This window comes from Methyloceanibacter sp. (assembly GCF_058506495.1).
In genome coordinates this window covers 1-15463 of sequence record NZ_JBZMXT010000003.1, presented here as the reverse complement: position 1 = coordinate 15463, position 15463 = coordinate 1, and the positions used below count along the sequence as shown (strand labels likewise).

Below are 15463 nucleotides of genomic sequence, written 5' to 3'. Positions count from 1 at the left end.
GCCACTGTCGGGTTGCGCCTTTGCGCCGACTACTCCATCCGGTCCGGAAGACGATCCGAGGCCGCGAGATTGGAAAACCGGGTGTACTCTGGAGAGAACTGTAGCGTCACCGTTCCCGTCGGTCCGTGGCGCTGCTTGCCCACGATGACCTCGGCCTTGCCTGTCACCGCTTCCATGTCTTGTTGCCACTGTCTGTGCTCTTCGGTGTTCTCGCGCGGCTGGCTGCGCTCTAGGTAATATTCCTCGCGGAATACAAACATTACCACATCAGCGTCCTGTTCAATGGACCCTGATTCACGCAGGTCGGCCAGCTGCGGCCGCTTATCATCCCTCTGCTCGACCTGGCGCGACAGCTGTGACAGCGCGAGAATAGGCACATGGAGCTCTTTGGCCAGGGCTTTTAATCCAGTGGTGATTTCGGAGACCTCCTGGACACGCCCTTCCTGAGCCCGGCGAGTGGAACCCGTTAAGAGCTGCAAGTAGTCAACAATGATAAACCCAAGCCCCCGTTGCCTTTTTAGGCGTCGAGCGCGGGCCGCCAGCTGAGCAACCGAGATGCCACCGGTCTGATCGATGAATAGCGGAAGATTCTGGAGTTCCTGCGAGGCTTCGACGATCCGATCGAAGTCTTGAGAGTCGATGCGGCCACGACGGATCTTTTCAGAGGAGATCTGGGACTGCTCGGAGATAATGCGAGTCGCGAGCTGCTCGGCGGACATTTCCAACGAGAAGAAGCCAACAACGGCTCCATCCGACGCTTCTCCCGTATGCGGATCGGCGGCATAGGCTTTTGCCACATGGTAGGCAATGTTGGTGGCAAGGGCGGTTTTGCCCATGGAGGGGCGGCCTGCGAGAATCACGAGGTCAGAGGCCTGAAGACCCCCCATGCGCTGGTCGAGATCAGCGAATCCGGTCGCTAGGCCAGACAGGCCTCCGTCGCGCTGATAGGCATTAGCGGCCATGTCGATGGCGTCGGTGAGGGCAGAGGAGAACGGCTCAAAACCCGCACCGTATTTTCCTGTCTCGGCGAGTTCGTAAAGCCGCTGCTCTGCCTCCTCGATCTGATGGGACGGTTCTGCATCGATCGGCGAGTCATAAGCCGTGTTGACCATGCTCTCGCCGATATCGATGAGGTTCCGGCGAATAGCGAGGTCGTAGACCGTTCGCCCATAGTCTTCTGCATTGATAATCGTGGTCGCATTGGCGGCTAGCCGTCCCAAATACTGCGGGACAGTCAGATCACCGATGGCTGGTTCGGCCTGGAAAAAGGTCTTGAGCGTAATGGGGGTCGCACGCTTCCCACCCATAATGAGCTTGGCTGCACTCTCATATATGCGCCCATGGAGCGGGTCGAAGAAGTGGTCCGGCTTCAAGAAGCTCGAAACCCGATCCAGCGCTTCATTGTTTACGAGAATGGCGCCGAGGAGATCCTGTTCGGCCTCCAAGTTGTGAGGGGCATCCCGGTAATCGGCAGACTCGGGATGCGGCTCTGGAGGCGTTTGGCGAATCAGTGCGGTCATGCCCAAGAGTAGCCAATTGCCAGGGGTGGGCCAGATGTCAGTCCTGTGAACATCGGGGAGATCGGGCCCAACTCACAGGTTGATAGAGCCCTCAGCGTAGCTGCTCCAGAAAAGAGGCGGGATGACCCTGCTTCTGCTGACCGCTGCGGTGGCTGCCTCTCGGCGAAGTGGCGCTGCCTGAGGACTATTCCTTGTTCTCGTTCTCGTCCGTGCCAGTCTCGTCCGAGGTCTCGGTCTCGTCGCGGCTCTCAGGCTCATCGGCCGCTTGCGGCTCCGCGCCTTCCTCGAAGAGTGCTTCCCCAGCGGCCAGCGCTTCTGCAGCCTCTTCTTCCTCTTCTGACAATTCTTGGGTCACGTCTTCGCCGCGGGCCTGACGTTCTGCTTCGTCTTCGGTGCGGGCAACGTTTACGATCACCGTTGGAACGACCTCGCCGTGCAAGGCGAGGCGTACCTCGTGCAGCCCCAGGGTTTTAATTGGTCTGTCGAGGAGCACTTGTCGGCGTTCGATAGAGAAGCCGCCTTCGGTAACGGCGCTGGCAATGTCGCGCGTTGATACGGAGCCATAGAGCTGGCCGGTATCGCCAGCTTGACGGATGACGACGAAGCTCTCGCCAGCCAGTTTCTCAGAGACCGCCTCGGCCTCGGTCTTGCGCTCAAGGTCGCGTGCCTCAAGCTGAGCCCGCTCGTTCTCGAAATGCGCCCGATTGGCTTCGGTTGCGCGAAGCGCCTTGCCTTGCGGCAGAAGGAAGTTCCTGGCGTAGCCGTCCTTGACGGTCACGACGTCGCCGATTTGTCCAAGGCGTCCAATGCGCTCCAAGAGGATAATTTCCATTGTTGAGTACTCCTAGTCTTCTGGTCGTCAGCGTTAGCTTTGATCGTTGGTGTGGTTGGTGTTGTTCTGGCTCTGCGTAGTCGCCGCGCGTCCCCTCAGCCCGAATAGAGGCTCACCGAGGCCAAGAATGGCGACGAGGATCGCGACCCAGCCAAGTAGCAGTACTGCCAAGTAAAGAACCACCAGCAGTGCGGCGCGGAACGGCATGCCGAGCGTGTAGAAATGGATCACCGCGAGGCCTTGAAGAAGATACGCAATCAAGAAGGCGCCGGCGAAGCCCGATGCGATCAAGCCGATGACACCTGGTATGAACGACATTGCCAAAGCCACCGCAAAGGCAATGACCATCGCGTTCGGGATCTCGAGTTGGTGAAAGTTTGGCCATGGACGCAAGGCGTGGCCCGAGCCCTTCGCAATAGTTCCGGCCAGCCACATATTGAACAACGCGATAGTGATCCAGACGATTGCAATGACCGCGGGAAGCGCGCGGGTGAGAAGCACTCGCAGGTTCTCGGTCGCCTCGGCCGTCCAGACCTCCTCATCAACACCAAGAGCGTCGCGTATCACCGGCATCATTTCATCGATCGTCGCTTGGTAACGCACCATGTCTGGGCCAAGCAGCAACACGAGGAACATCGCGATCACGCCCGCTATGACAGCAGCGGCCGCAACAAGCCGGCCCGGCGGATACCATTCGACAGTTTGCTTGCCTGCGTTCGCTGGATCGGGAACGGTCCGGCTTTGTAGAGCGAGATGAACCAAAATCGCAGCCGGTACAGCAATCGTGACTGCGAACACAAGACCCGGTGAGGCACCGAGTGCGATCACGGCGAGAACCGTGCCGACGAAGCTCGCCAGCGTCACAATCTGCTTGCCGCACGCGAGTCCAGCGAGGCAGAGCGGCAGCGGACAAATGTAAAGAATGAGACCAGCCAGCGCCGCCGACTTGACCGCGGATGCAAAAAGCACCGCTGAGACAAGCCCTGCGCCTCCGCCTATGATCAGGTGTGTCGGCATCGATTTCGCTGTCCCGCTGTCCATCTGAGGCGGTTAGGGGTGGAAAATGCATCCACCCCAACTTTGGTGTTCCAGTATCGTCGCTCGAATCGTCAGGAGCCCCGGTGAGCTCCCATCAGGCCCTCGCCCTTGGTCCCCGGACTTACTGAATCAAGTAAGGCAGAAGACCAAGGAACCGTGCCCGCTTAATCGCGCGCGCAAGTTCGCGCTGCTTTTTTGCGGAAACTGCGGTAATGCGGCTCGGCACCATCTTGCCGCGCTCGGACACGTAACGCTGCAAGAGCTTGACGTCCTTGTAGTCGATCTTGGGAGCCTTGTCGCCGGAGAAGGGGCAGGTCTTACGCCGCCGATAGAACGGGCGGCGAGCTTGCATCGCGGTCGTGCTCATTGGGAGTCATCCTCGTTGGCATCTTTGGGGGCGGCGGTTTTTTCCGCGTTAGATTCGCGGGGCGCGCGTTCTCCGCGGTCGCCGCGATCATAATCCCGGTCACGGCGCGGGCCACGTCGTCCGTCGCGCTCATCGCGATCAGAGCGGCGCATCATCGCAGATGGGCCATCCTCATGCTCATCCACACGAATGGTCATGAAGCGGATAACATCCGTGGAGAGACTCATTTGGCGTTCCATCTCGGCCACTGCATTGTGAGGAGCGTCGATGTTCAGGAGAGTGAAGTGCGCCTTGCGGTTCTTCTTCACGCGATAGGCAAGAGATTTGAGTCCCCAATACTCAGTCTTGGCGACCGACCCGCCGTTGTCCTCGATCAGAGTACGGAAAGTCTGTTGCAGGCCCTCGACCTGCTGCGTCGAAACGTCCTGGCGTGCCAGGAACACGTGCTCATAGAGAGGCATGGTCTGCCTTTCCTTCTTTCTTTTTTGCTCCGGCGCGAAGCCTCGTCATGGGCGCGATGAAGGAAAAGCCCAAGAAACAACTCTAAAGAGCGCAAGCCCAGAAGAGCGGAGACACGGGAGGGCGGATATTTCCTGCCGTCTGGCCGCGCGAGCGCTGGCACAGAAACCGTCCTCCGTTCAGCCTCCGACCGAAGCGGTTACTGAAAAAAGGGACTTATAGTGGTTTGCGCGGGGTTTGCAAGGCAGTTGGGAAGCTAGACGCGCCGAATATCTCGCCCCGCTTGACAGGTCAGATTGAAACAGTGTCTCTGGCCGGATACCAACCAACAAGACGCCGTTTTTTCTAACAACATGACCATTGCTTTCGTTTTTCCAGGCCAGGGGAGCCAAGCCGTCGGCATGGGCGCTGCGTTGGCCCAAGCCTTTCCCGCGGCCAAGACGGTTTTCGACGAGGTTGACGACGCCTTGGACCAGAAGCTTTCCACATTGATGTGGGAAGGGCCGGAGGCGGACTTGACCCTAACGGCGAACGCCCAACCCGCGCTGATGGCAGTTTCGATGGCTGCGATGCGGGCTCTTGAGACAGAGGGCTTCGCGTTGTCAGACAAAGTTGCCTACGTCGCAGGACACTCTTTGGGTGAATACGCCGCACTGGCCGCAGCTGGAGCGTTGAGCCTTGCCGATACGGCACGGCTGCTAAAGACGCGCGGCCGAGCCATGCAGGATGCGGTTCCGGTCGGCGAGGGCGCCATGGCCGCGTTGCTGGGTGCTGACTTAAAGCAGGCGCAGGAACTAGCTGAGGCAGCGTCCGAGGGCGAGTGTTGCCAGGCGGCAAACGACAACGCTCAGGGTCAGGTCGTTATCTCCGGCAAGAAAACAGCTATCGAGCGGGCTGTGGCCTTGGCGCCTAAATTCGGAGTCCGCCGCGCGGTTCTGCTTCCGGTTAGTGCGCCGTTCCATTGTGCGCTGATGCAACCCGCCGCTGATGTCATGGCGGAGGCGCTGGCGTCAGTCATGATATCTGCGCCGGCCGTGCCGCTCGTCGCGAACGTTTTGGCTGAACCCATCATGGATCCGGAGGACATTCGCTCTCGTCTCGTGGAGCAGGTGACGAGCATGGTGCGTTGGCGGGAGACGATGCAGTTTCTTGCGAGCAATGGCGTTGACGCGATGTATGAGGTTGGCTCGGGTAGGGTGCTGACTGGAATGGCGAGGCGCCTCGATGGCGTAGAGGCGCGCAGCATTGGGACGCCTGAAGAATTGGAAAGCGCCGCAGCCGCATTGAACGGCTAGACGCGCGCAGAGCTTAGGGAGGGACCCGAATATGTTCGACCTCAGTGGGAAGGGTGCTCTTGTAACGGGTGCAACTGGCGGCATCGGCGGGGCGATCGCAAGAGCCTTAGTTGATCAAGGCGCGACTGTCGCTATTTCAGGAACGAATGCTGCAAAGCTGGAAGAGCTTTCCGGCGAACTCGGCGATCGCGTTTCTGTGCTGCCCTGCGATCTTCGTGACCGGGCAGCAGTCGCTGCCCTTGCAGAGGATGCGGAAAAGGCCCTCGGCCAAGTCGACATCCTCGTGAACAATGCCGGCATCACCAAGGACAACCTCTTTATGCGTATGAAGGATGAAGAGTGGGACGATGTCTTGGCGGTCAACCTCACGTCGGTCTTTACGCTGACGCGCGGAGTCCTCCGTGGCATGATGCGCCGCAGGGGTGGGCGCATCATCAACATCGCGTCGATTTCGGGTGTTTTTGGGAATCCAGGGCAGGGCAACTACGCAGCCTCCAAGGCCGGTCTAGTGGGCATGACCAAGTCTTTGGCCCGGGAAGTCGCCGCGCGTGGAATCACCGCTAATTGCATTGCTCCCGGTTTCATCTCCACACCGATGACCGATGCCTTGACCGAGAGGCAAACCGAGGCTATTGCCGCCGCTATTCCGGCGCAAGCCTTCGGCAAGCCGGATGATATTGCCGCCGCAGTCGTGTTTTTCGCAAGCGATGAAGCGTCTTACGTCACTGGCGAAACAATGCACGTGAACGGCGGGATGATCATGGTCTAGAGGCCTTGGATACGGCGATCGTACTGGGCGTGAAGTGAATTTTTGCAAACCAGTCTTCGAGTTAGGGGCTTCTGGCAATGTCATTTAGAGTATGTTAGGCAAACGGCCGTTTGCGGGGGCTTGACAAAGAACAGCCCCACCGCGATCAACCCTCCGGAAGAACCATTAGAGGGTGACTTGGGCCGGGGGCTTGTGCTCTGGGGTACGCGAGGCCACAAGGATTTGAGAGTTGAAGGGACGGTGAAGAGGATATGAGCGATATCTCTGAGCGCGTAAAAAAAATTGTTGTCGAGCATCTCGGTGTTGAGGCCGATAAGGTGACTGACAACGCAAGCTTCATCGACGATTTAGGGGCAGATAGCCTAGACACAGTCGAATTGGTGATGGCTTTCGAAGAGGAGTTCGGTTGCGAAATTCCGGACGACGCTGCCGAAACTATTCTCACGGTAGGCGACGCCATCAAATTTCTCGATAAGAACTCGGCTTAGTGCGGGCTCCTGGATCGGCCTGGTTGCTGATCTATGAGTTCAGACCACGAGCGATCCGGCCCGGTGGGGCCGATCCTCACACCCAATTTCGAAGGATCTGGCTTAGCCGCGATGCGACGTGTGGTCATTACAGGTCTCGGTCTAGTTTCACCCCTAGGCTCTGGCTATGAGGCGGGGTGGAAGCGTCTGACGGCGAGTGAAAACGCCGCGAAGCGGATCGAGGACTTCGACGTCTCCGATTTATCGTGTCAGGTTGCCTGTCAGGTCCCGAGGGGTGATGGCAGCAACGGTACATTCAATCCGAGCGATTGGATGGAGCCGAAGGAACAGCGCAAGGTCGATGATTTCATCATCTACGCCATGAGCGCTGCGACCCAGGCACTGAACGATGCGGGCTGGCAGCCGACGTCATATGAAGATCAAACCCGGACAGGCGTTCTGATCGGTTCCGGCATCGGTGGTCTCCAGGGTATTGAGAAGACGTCACTCCTGTTTAACGACAAGGGGCCACGTCGGGTGAGCCCGTTTTTTATACCTGGGCGTCTGATCAATCTGGCCTCCGGCTATGTCTCGATTGAGCATGGACTGAAAGGGCCCAATCACTCGGTCGTAACGGCTTGCTCCACAGGCGCCCATGCGATCGGCGATGCTTCTCGCCTTGTCGCATTTGGCGATGCGGACGTCATGGTGGCCGGCGGCACCGAGTCTCCGGTGTGCCGTCTGTCTTTGGCTGGTTTCGCGGCATGTCGTGCGCTCTCGACCAACTTCAACGATGCGCCGCAAAAGGCCTCCCGCCCCTATGATCGTGATCGCGACGGTTTCGTTATGGGGGAGGGTGCCGGGGTCGTCGTGATTGAGGAGCTCGAGCACGCCAAGGCGCGCGGCGCAAACATCTACGCCGAAGTTATTGGGTATGGGCTCTCAGGTGACGCCTTCCATATTACGGCGCCGGCAGAAGATGGCGATGGCGCCTATCGGTGCATGACTGCAGCAGTCAAGCGCGCTGGAATTGACGCAGCCGATATTGACTATATCAACGCGCATGGAACATCCACGCCTATGGGCGATGAGATTGAGCTGGGTGCGGTCGAGCGCCTATTCGGCAACGCCGCCGGCAAGGTTTCCATGTCTTCTACGAAGTCAGCGACGGGACATTTGTTGGGCGCCGCTGGCGCAGTCGAGGCGATCTTTTCTGTCTTGGCCATCCGGGACAACATTGCCCCCCCAACGCTCAACCTCGACAACCCTTCCGTCTCGACCGCTATAGACCTCGTGCCGCATAAAGCGCGGCAACGGAATATCGACACAGTGTTGTCGAACTCGTTCGGCTTTGGTGGCACCAACGCTTCATTAGTGATGCGTCGCTACGCAGCCTAGCGTTTCAATGGTTGTCGGGCTAAACACCCTTTCGCCATATTTGCTGGGAAAGTGGCGCAATTACTCTAAGGGTCGCGCTCATCTAGTATGACATCGTCGCGAAACACCCCACCGCCTCCGCCGAAAGGTGGCCGTCGCCAGGTCATGATCGATCCGGCGACTGGCAGGAAATACCTTGTTGATCCCGTCACAGGACATCGGACCCCATATGGGCAGCCCCAAGCTGCGCAAACAACGCACCCACAAGCTCCGCAACAGCCTGCTCAAGCGCCACAGCGTCCGCCTCAGGCTGCGCCACATCCACCTCAAGCGCCGCAACATCCCACTCAGGCCGCGCAACGACCGGCTCAACCTGCCCAGCGACCGCCCCTGGCGGCGCAGCGTACTCCTCACGCGCCGCAACGTCCCCCGGTAAACTTGGCGGCAGACAGTCCCGCCGAGGCGCTTGTGCCGCAGCGGCCGCCGGAGCTGCCGGCTCATGACGAGGAAGAAGAATATTCGCGGCCGGTGCTGCGAATGTTCGACGGGTTGCTGAACTTCGTACTTATTGTGCTCGTCGCGGTTGCAGGTTTCTTCTACTTCCTGAAAGTCGAGTTCGATCGACCGGGTCCGCTTGAGATCTCTACGATTTTCGTCGTGCCAAAAGGATCGAGCACGACCTCTATCGCGAACCGGCTTACCGAAGAAGGCATCATTTCGGACACGCGCATCTTCATGGCGTCGATCTTTTACTTCATGAGGCTCAAGGGCGACGGGACGCTGAAGGCGGGTGAGTATCAATTCGACAAACATGCGACTATGCGTGAGGTGCTCAACACCTTGGTCGACGGGAAGTCCGTTCAGTACAGGATTACCTTTCCGGAAGGCTGGACCAGCGAGCAGATCGTCAAGCGCATCTCGGCAAATGCAGAGCTAGACGGTGTTGTCAGTGCGATACCGCCAGAGGGCTCCTTGCTGCCCGACACATACAGCTTCGGGACAAGAGACTCGAAGGACGATATTCTTGAGCGGATGCACGCCGCGCACCGCAAGTTCCTCGCTCAAGTCTGGGACGAACGCGACCCGGACATCATGGTCAAGACGCCGGAGGAGGCCGTAATTCTGGCCTCCATCGTTGAGAAGGAGACGGGCGTGGCCGAAGAGCGTCCACGAATCGCAGCCGTCTTCAATAATCGGCTTCGCAAAGGTATGCGCTTGCAGTCGGACCCCACCATCATCTATGGCATTTTTGGTGGGTCGGGAAACCGAGATCATCCCATCACACGGGATGAGCTCAAGGAGAAAAACCCCTACAATACTTACCAAATCAATGGTTTGCCCCCGACGCCTATCGGCAATCCCGGCAGGGCTGCGATCGAGGCAGTGCTTAAGCCAGCGAAGACCGACGAACTCTATTTTGTTGCCGATGGCACGGGGGGTCATGACTTCTCGAAAACACTTGCCGAGCACAATAAGAAAGTCGCTAAGTGGCGGAAAATCGAACGCGAGATCCGTGCGCGGCAGAAGGCCGAGGAAGAGGCGGCCAAGTTGGCGGCAGAGCGCGGCATGTTGTTGCCGGAAGGCGAGGACGGCCTCACCGCAACCGGCGGTCCAGTAGGATGGCCGCAGCGCAATCCGGTCCGATAGCAAGTCCTGTGCTCGACGTCTGGTTCCAATCAATAGTCGACGTTGTAATCGCGTCTTGGGCGATTCGGTTCCGACTCGGGTATAAAGCGCGCAAATGACCGTCCGCGCGGCGGCACTCATAAAGCCGGGTGGGGGTGGGGACGACCAATGGCCTTGAGGAGCATGACCGGATTTGCCCGGTCCGACGGAAGCCACGGCGATGCTCGTTGGCATTGGGAGGTCCGCAGCGTCAATGGCCGTTCGTTGGATTTGCGTCTGCGTTTGCCTCCCGGGCTAGAGCGGCTTGAGCCGCAGGTCCGTGCGCTGTGTCAAGAAAAGCTGGTGCGTGGCAATTGCACCGTCTCACTTTCGTTGAAGCGCGAGGCCGGCCAGCCGGAAATCCGACTGAACGAGACTGCGCTTAGCGAGGCACTGGCCGTGGCTGAGCAGGCGCAAAGACTAACATTTCTTCAGCCGGCCAAACTCGACACGCTTCTTGGCATGCGTGGCGTTGTCGAGGTTGCCGAGCCCGAGGAAAGCGAAGAGCGACGGGAAGCACTCGCTTCCGCGCTGCTCGCGAGTCTATCGGCGGCGCTGGATCAACTAGTCACTGCGCGCATTGCTGAGGGCGAGCGACTTGCGGAGGTCATTGGAACTCAGCTCACGGGGATTCAAACGCTGGTTGCTCGGGCGACAGACTGTATGTCGAAGCAGCCCGAGCTGATCGCGGAGCGGCTTCGGGAACAAATCGCTCGGTTGGACGAGGCTGGCGCGTCAATGGATCCGGATCGCTTATATCAGGAAGGACTTCTCCTCGCAGCCAAGGCAGACATTCAAGAAGAACTCGACCGGCTCACGGCCCACGTGGCAGCGGCTCGGGAGTTGATCGACAGCGGTCAGCCCGCCGGCCGCAAGCTTGAGTTTCTTGCACAGGAGTTCAACCGGGAAGCCAACACAACGTGTTCCAAAGCCATTGATATTGAAGTCAGCAGAATCGGGCTTGAGCTCAAGTCTGTGATCGACCAACTGCGCGAGCAGGTTCAGAACATTGAGTGAGGCCTATAGATGAGTTCTCCAAAAGAGACGATCGATCGCCGCGGCCTCATGCTCGTGCTGTCTTCACCATCGGGTGCAGGGAAGACGACGATTGCGCGGCGTGTTCTTGCTGAGGATCCCGAGATTACGGCCTCCATTTCGCATACCACGCGGCCCAGGCGTCCGAGCGAAGTGGACGGCAAAGACTACCACTTCGTCGACAAACAAACGTTCACGCAAATGCGCGACCAAAAGGCTTTCTTAGAGTGGGCGCTCGTGTTCGACAATTTTTATGGAACGACGCGCGCGCCCGTTGCAGAGTCGCTAAAGCGGGGTCGTGACGTTCTGTTCGACGTGGACTGGCAGGGCGCGGAGTCGCTACGGACGCAAGCAGGGCAAGACGTTGTCTCCGTTTTCGTACTACCGCCGACAGCCGGCGCTCTTGAAGAGCGGCTGAAGGCCAGGGCGCAGGACTCCGACAACGTCGTAGCTCGCCGCATGGCAGGCGCGAGTAACGAGATTCGAGCGTGGGATAAGTACGACTACGTGCTCATCAATTTTGACGTCGACAAGTCCGTAGAGGCGGTGCACGCGGTCCTTGCGGCTGAGCGGCTCAAGAGATCGCGGCTCACAGGGCTACAAGGCTTCGTCGAGGGCTTGCTGACCGAACTCTAATTGTTAGCGGCGCCGGTTTGTGGGGGCTCGACTGATAGCGTGTTTGCGATGCGGCAAAAGTCCGCGACCTGCAAGGTTTCGGCTCGCGCCTTCGGATCGAGACCAAGACGAGTCAAGAGCCGCTCCGGATCGGATGTGACTTGTTTAAGGCTAGCGCGAAGCATCTTGCGTCGCTGACCGAAGGCGGCGGCGGTCACCCTTTCCAGCATCTCGATATTGCATGCCGGTGCCGGGACCTCTTTTGGGACGAGGCGGACAACGGCTGAAGCGACCTTGGGTTTCGGCGTAAACGCGTCTGGCGACAGCGAGAACAGGATGCGCGGGTTCGAGCGCCATTGGGACAGGACTGAGAGGCGCCCGTAGTCCTTAGTGCCTGGCGCCGCGACGATGCGTTCGGCGACCTCCCGCTGAAACATGAGCACGAGACTGTCAAACCAGGGAGGCCATGGTTCAGATTTCAGCCAACCCACGAGAAGTGACGTGCCGACACTATATGGAAGATTGGCGACCACGCGCGCTGGTCTCTTGATCCGCAGTGCCGGGAAATCGATTTCGCGTGCGTCTCCGCTTACGATTTCTAGGCGACCCGGGTAGGCCGCGGCAATGCCTTGAAGTGGCGGAAGACAGCGCTCGTCACGTTCGATGACGATGACATTCGCAGCGCCCTCCATGAGCAAGGCGCGTGTTAGGCCACCAGGACCAGGGCCGACCTCGAGGACACTGACGCCGTCTAGTGGCCCGGCCGATCGGGCAATCCGGCGTGTCAGATTTAAATCGAGAAGAAAGTTCTGCCCGAGACTCTTCTTCGCAGAGAGGCCCGCTTCTCGAATGACGTCGCGCAAAGGCGGCAGGCCATCCGGGGTGGTCATGCGCTGGCCGGTGCGGTCTGAGCGCTCATCCGGTCGGCGAGCCGAAGCGCTTCGATGAGACTCGTTGGGTTTGCTTTACCCGTCCCCGCTATATCGAAAGCTGTTCCATGATCGGGCGACGTCCGAACGAACGGTAGCCCCAACGTAACGTTGACGCCCTCTTCGAAAGCGAGTGTCTTGAACGGTATCAAAGCTTGATCGTGGTACATGCAGATCGCAACATCGTAGCGCTTGCGCGAAGCAGCGTGAAAGAGCGTATCCGCCGGGTAGGGGCCGCTGACATCGATACCAGCATGTTGCGCCGCGACGATTGCACTCCTTATCATATCAACCTCTTCGCGGCCGAGATTTCCCTCTTCTCCAGCGTGTGGGTTCAGTCCGCTCACGGCGATGCGAGGTCTCGCTAGCCCGAACCACCGCCGCATATCGTGGTCCGTGATGGCGATCGTCTTTGCGAGCAACTCGGAGGTCAGCGCGCCTGGCACATCCTTTAGCGGAACATGAATGGTGGTCGGAATGACTTTGAGGATACCGGCTGCTAGCATCATAACAGGGTGCGGCACCTGTCCATTCTTTTCGGCAAGTGCTGCCAGATATTCCGTGTGCCCTGGAAACTTGAAACCGGCTTTATATAGGTGCGACTTCGAGATCGGGTTAGTGACAACGGCGCTTGCCTCGCCCGACTTCACCATCTCGACGGCCGCGTCGATCGAAGAAATCACAGTTGGCATCGCACCTTGCTCCGGGCTGCCCGCACGTACGGGACTTGGCAGAGGAACTGAGAGAACCGGCAGCGCCTCTGCAAATAGCTCGATTGCTTCGATGGGGCGCGTCACAGTCTCGATGTGAAGGGATAAGCCAAGCTGCGAGGCACGGTCTTCCAAAGTCAGCCTATCACCGAGGAAAATAAAGGGTGGTAGCCGCTCGCGGTGGCGGGCACAAAAGGCGAGCAAGGTAATATCCGGACCGATGCCCGCTGGGTCACCAATTGTCAGAGCGAGGGGCTTTGCGATCGGGGAAGACATGCGGAAGTGCCTAGCACGCCTGGTTGCCCAGGAACATCGTCCTCAGCGGTACTCGATGAACGCCTTTTGGCGGACCTCCTCGAGATATTCGTCCGCTTTCGCTCTGATTGCTTCACTCATAATCTTCCGCTCGGTCTCTTCGCGAACGTCGAGGCCGCCTGTGGGCGCAGCCGACTGACTTGCGCACACGGCATAGAGCTCGACGCCGGCCCGCGTTACTGTCGGTGGGGTCATCTGCCCAACCTTAGCGTTGCGCACAAGGATACGACCTGGGGAGCCCAGCATCGACGCGTCCTGGGTCCTAAAGTTGCGAACCGTCGCGCCTTGGACACCTTTGGCAAGGCTCTGGACACTCCCACAACCACTGAACCTAGCCCGCAGGTTCTCCGCCTCAGCGACCTTCGCAGCGACAGTCTTTTGGTTCGCGCCGCTGGCTAACGGGAGCCGAAGTTGTTTGATGCCGCCCGAGGACGAGCCGCCGCCCGATAGGGCCAACGCTTCGTCGATCTGGGCATCGTTAACGTCTACTTCGCGACGAAACTTCTGCATAGCGAAGCGCTGCCAAACGATCTGGGCGCCAACACGGTTCTTGAGGGTCTGGATGCTAACGCCAGAGCTCTTTAGGGCCGTCGCTAGGCCATTTACGTCGAGATTATTCTGCGCGGCCATGCCTTCCAGAACTCGGTTGATTTCCGCCTCACTTGGCGTGATCCCGAGCTTTCGGCCCTCTTGAATCTGAAGATGCTCCGTTATGAGCATTTCGGTCGACTGCCTATCGAGCTCTGGGCCCGGTTGCGCCTTAGCTGTCAGCTGCATAAATCGCGAACGCTGAGAAATATCGTAATCGGAGATCGGATCGTCATTCACCAGGATCTTGATTGAGACGTCCTGAGCCTGAGCGCCGACAACGCCAAGCAGGAGCAGTATGCCGACCACTAGTGCAAAGCTGTTCCTCCATGATGTCGTTCGACGTCTGATCACTGGAAGAATCCTGAGTCATCGCCTCCGCTTACGCCGGAGTTGATTGTTGTCTGGTACTGACCGAGATGTTTCAAGGCGAAGCTCACGAGGAAGCGCTCGTCTGGTTCGATGTCTTGATCGCGGATGAACGAGCGCTGGTAGGTCACGTCCATACGATAGCAGTCGTCCTGCCAGCGGAGCCCGAGCCCATCGGTGATGGTTTGATTGTCCTCGATATCGTAGCGAAGATTGCCAAGCAGCCACCATTCATCTGTGATGGCGAGAGCGCCGGCGACCAGGATTTCCTGGCTGTCGTCCACGTCTACCACGTCTACGCCGTTACCTACGCCGACCGTGTCTGTCAGACCTGGCGTAATGTCATCCGGATCGAGGACGCCTGGCACCTTCGCGTAGTTAACACGCGCCTGCACTGGGCCATAGTTGAGGTTGGCGCCTAGATCAGTGCGCACCATGTCGAAGTTATCCTGATCGAAACGTGCCTGGCCCGTGAAGGCAAAGCCACGTACTGTCTGGATGTAGACACCGCTTATGTAGTCGGAGTTGCTCGTCGCCAAACCGCTGTTCTGGTAGAAGACGTTGTCGAATTCATTGTCTCCGGCAATTTGGTAGCTCTGTCCGAACACCGCGCGTGCGTAGCCGCCGCTTAGAAGCTGCGCGGTATACCCAAAGCCCACATTCGCCCGGGTGCCGGTTTCGATGCGGTCGTAACCGGAGAACTTGTCGATATCAAACAAGATCGTATCGTCGAACACGAGGCTGAGAGCATCCTCGTTGGGAATCTCCTGCTGGTCGCCGACGGCGTCGGGACGGGCGATGATCTGTCCAATGGGCTCGATCGTGTGCGTGACCATTCCGGTCGTGGTGACGAACGGGTAACGGTACTCGAGGCCGGCGACGGCATTGCCGCGCCAGATCGTGCCGTTGTCGCGGTTGTCCGAAACCACGCTGTACGGATCGTCGATGGTGACATCCTCGGTGCCGCCCAGCTCGAGAACCCCAGGATTATCGAGACTATAGACGTCGCCGCGCAAACGGCCGAACGGCGTGAAGACCTGACCGATGCCGTCGATCATCTGCCGACGCCAGTTGGCTTCCATGATGAACCGGTTCGAGTCGGTACCGTCCGCG

At 59.0% G+C, this 15463-nt stretch carries 16 protein-coding genes; 7 read left to right on the top strand and 9 right to left on the bottom strand.

Features of this window, described 5'->3' with window-relative positions; genetic code table 11:
• Positions 1 to 29: 29 nt before the first annotated feature.
• From AC33YF_RS01365 to rpsF, 5 genes are all read right to left on the bottom strand, one after another.
• Positions 30 to 1520, bottom strand: coding sequence for a replicative DNA helicase (locus AC33YF_RS01365; protein ID WP_491775397.1), 1491 nt, complete (start codon positions 1518 to 1520; stop codon positions 30 to 32).
• 184 nt (positions 1521 to 1704) lie between these two features.
• The gene (gene rplI, locus AC33YF_RS01360; protein WP_491775396.1) at positions 1705 to 2352 is read right to left on the bottom strand and encodes a 50S ribosomal protein L9; all 648 of its coding nucleotides are present in this window, start codon (positions 2350 to 2352) and stop codon (positions 1705 to 1707) included.
• 33 nt (positions 2353 to 2385) lie between these two features.
• Positions 2386 to 3393, bottom strand: a complete 1008-nt coding sequence (locus AC33YF_RS01355; protein WP_491775395.1) for a DUF2232 domain-containing protein — start codon at positions 3391 to 3393, stop codon at positions 2386 to 2388.
• A 118-nt stretch (positions 3394 to 3511) separates the two neighbouring features.
• Positions 3512 to 3757: a 30S ribosomal protein S18 gene (rpsR, locus tag AC33YF_RS01350; RefSeq protein WP_491775394.1), complete on the bottom strand. Its 246-nt coding sequence runs from the start codon at positions 3755 to 3757 to the stop codon at positions 3512 to 3514.
• Positions 3754 to 4218, bottom strand: a complete 465-nt coding sequence (gene rpsF / locus AC33YF_RS01345; protein WP_491775393.1) for a 30S ribosomal protein S6 — start codon at positions 4216 to 4218, stop codon at positions 3754 to 3756. Before rpsF ends, rpsR begins: the two co-directional genes overlap by 4 nt.
• 351 nt (positions 4219 to 4569) lie before the next feature.
• Between rpsF and fabD the strand changes: the two genes are divergently transcribed.
• From fabD to gmk, 7 genes are all read left to right on the top strand, one after another.
• On the top strand, positions 4570 to 5511 hold the full coding sequence (fabD, locus tag AC33YF_RS01340) for an ACP S-malonyltransferase (protein ID WP_491775392.1): 942 nt from the start codon (positions 4570 to 4572) through the stop codon (positions 5509 to 5511).
• A gap of 31 nt (positions 5512 to 5542) precedes the next feature.
• Positions 5543 to 6280 (top strand): 3-oxoacyl-[acyl-carrier-protein] reductase, encoded by a 738-nt coding sequence (gene fabG / locus AC33YF_RS01335; protein ID WP_491775391.1) that lies wholly within the window; start codon positions 5543 to 5545, stop codon positions 6278 to 6280.
• A 251-nt stretch (positions 6281 to 6531) separates the two neighbouring features.
• Positions 6532 to 6768 carry an acyl carrier protein gene (locus AC33YF_RS01330; protein ID WP_491775390.1) on the top strand — a complete coding sequence of 79 codons (237 nt, stop codon included), beginning with the start codon at positions 6532 to 6534 and terminating at the stop codon, positions 6766 to 6768.
• A 111-nt stretch (positions 6769 to 6879) separates the two neighbouring features.
• The gene (fabF, locus tag AC33YF_RS01325) at positions 6880 to 8145 is read left to right on the top strand and encodes a beta-ketoacyl-ACP synthase II (protein WP_491775465.1); all 1266 of its coding nucleotides are present in this window, start codon (positions 6880 to 6882) and stop codon (positions 8143 to 8145) included.
• A gap of 417 nt (positions 8146 to 8562) precedes the next feature.
• Positions 8563 to 9771: an endolytic transglycosylase MltG gene (gene mltG / locus AC33YF_RS01320; RefSeq protein ID WP_491775389.1), complete on the top strand. Its 1209-nt coding sequence runs from the start codon at positions 8563 to 8565 to the stop codon at positions 9769 to 9771.
• A 147-nt stretch (positions 9772 to 9918) separates the two neighbouring features.
• Positions 9919 to 10806, top strand: coding sequence for a YicC/YloC family endoribonuclease (locus AC33YF_RS01315; protein WP_491775388.1), 888 nt, complete (start codon positions 9919 to 9921; stop codon positions 10804 to 10806).
• 9 nt (positions 10807 to 10815) lie between these two features.
• Positions 10816 to 11460 carry a guanylate kinase gene (gene gmk, locus AC33YF_RS01310; RefSeq protein WP_491775387.1) on the top strand — a complete coding sequence of 215 codons (645 nt, stop codon included), beginning with the start codon at positions 10816 to 10818 and terminating at the stop codon, positions 11458 to 11460.
• Here the strand turns inward: gmk and rsmA are convergent.
• From rsmA to AC33YF_RS01290, 4 genes are all read right to left on the bottom strand, one after another.
• Positions 11457 to 12329, bottom strand: a complete 873-nt coding sequence (gene rsmA / locus AC33YF_RS01305) for a 16S rRNA (adenine(1518)-N(6)/adenine(1519)-N(6))-dimethyltransferase RsmA (RefSeq protein WP_491775386.1) — start codon at positions 12327 to 12329, stop codon at positions 11457 to 11459. The two genes, gmk and rsmA, sit on opposite strands and share 4 nt — an antisense overlap.
• Positions 12326 to 13354, bottom strand: coding sequence for a 4-hydroxythreonine-4-phosphate dehydrogenase PdxA (gene pdxA / locus AC33YF_RS01300; RefSeq protein ID WP_491775385.1), 1029 nt, complete (start codon positions 13352 to 13354; stop codon positions 12326 to 12328). The genes rsmA and pdxA overlap by 4 nt, the downstream gene beginning before the upstream one ends.
• A 42-nt stretch (positions 13355 to 13396) precedes the next feature.
• Positions 13397 to 14290 carry a SurA N-terminal domain-containing protein gene (locus AC33YF_RS01295; protein WP_491775384.1) on the bottom strand — a complete coding sequence of 298 codons (894 nt, stop codon included), beginning with the start codon at positions 14288 to 14290 and terminating at the stop codon, positions 13397 to 13399.
• A 41-nt stretch (positions 14291 to 14331) separates the two neighbouring features.
• A partial coding sequence (locus AC33YF_RS01290; RefSeq protein ID WP_491775383.1) for an LPS-assembly protein LptD occupies positions 14332 to 15463 on the bottom strand: 1132 nt, incomplete at its 5' end.

Bases quoted from the DNA above. Each gene is read 5' to 3' on its own strand.
- gmk (WP_491775387.1), top strand. From the start codon at position 10,816: ATGAGTTCTCCAAAAGAGACGATCGATCGCCGCGGCCTCATGCTCGTG.
- AC33YF_RS01315 (WP_491775388.1), top strand. From the start codon at position 9,919: ATGGCCTTGAGGAGCATGACCGGATTTGCCCGGTCCGACGGAAGCCAC.
- AC33YF_RS01365 (WP_491775397.1), bottom strand. From the start codon at position 1,520: ATGACCGCACTGATTCGCCAAACGCCTCCAGAGCCGCATCCCGAGTCT.
- rpsR (WP_491775394.1), bottom strand. From the start codon at position 3,757: ATGAGCACGACCGCGATGCAAGCTCGCCGCCCGTTCTATCGGCGGCGT.
- fabD (WP_491775392.1), top strand. From the start codon at position 4,570: ATGACCATTGCTTTCGTTTTTCCAGGCCAGGGGAGCCAAGCCGTCGGC.
- AC33YF_RS01330 (WP_491775390.1), top strand. From the start codon at position 6,532: ATGAGCGATATCTCTGAGCGCGTAAAAAAAATTGTTGTCGAGCATCTC.
- pdxA (WP_491775385.1), bottom strand. From the start codon at position 13,354: ATGTCTTCCCCGATCGCAAAGCCCCTCGCTCTGACAATTGGTGACCCA.
- rsmA (WP_491775386.1), bottom strand. From the start codon at position 12,329: ATGACCACCCCGGATGGCCTGCCGCCTTTGCGCGACGTCATTCGAGAA.
- AC33YF_RS01355 (WP_491775395.1), bottom strand. From the start codon at position 3,393: ATGGACAGCGGGACAGCGAAATCGATGCCGACACACCTGATCATAGGC.
- rplI (WP_491775396.1), bottom strand. From the start codon at position 2,352: ATGGAAATTATCCTCTTGGAGCGCATTGGACGCCTTGGACAAATCGGC.
- fabG (WP_491775391.1), top strand. From the start codon at position 5,543: ATGTTCGACCTCAGTGGGAAGGGTGCTCTTGTAACGGGTGCAACTGGC.
- fabF (WP_491775465.1), top strand. From the start codon at position 6,880: ATGCGACGTGTGGTCATTACAGGTCTCGGTCTAGTTTCACCCCTAGGC.
- rpsF (WP_491775393.1), bottom strand. From the start codon at position 4,218: ATGCCTCTCTATGAGCACGTGTTCCTGGCACGCCAGGACGTTTCGACG.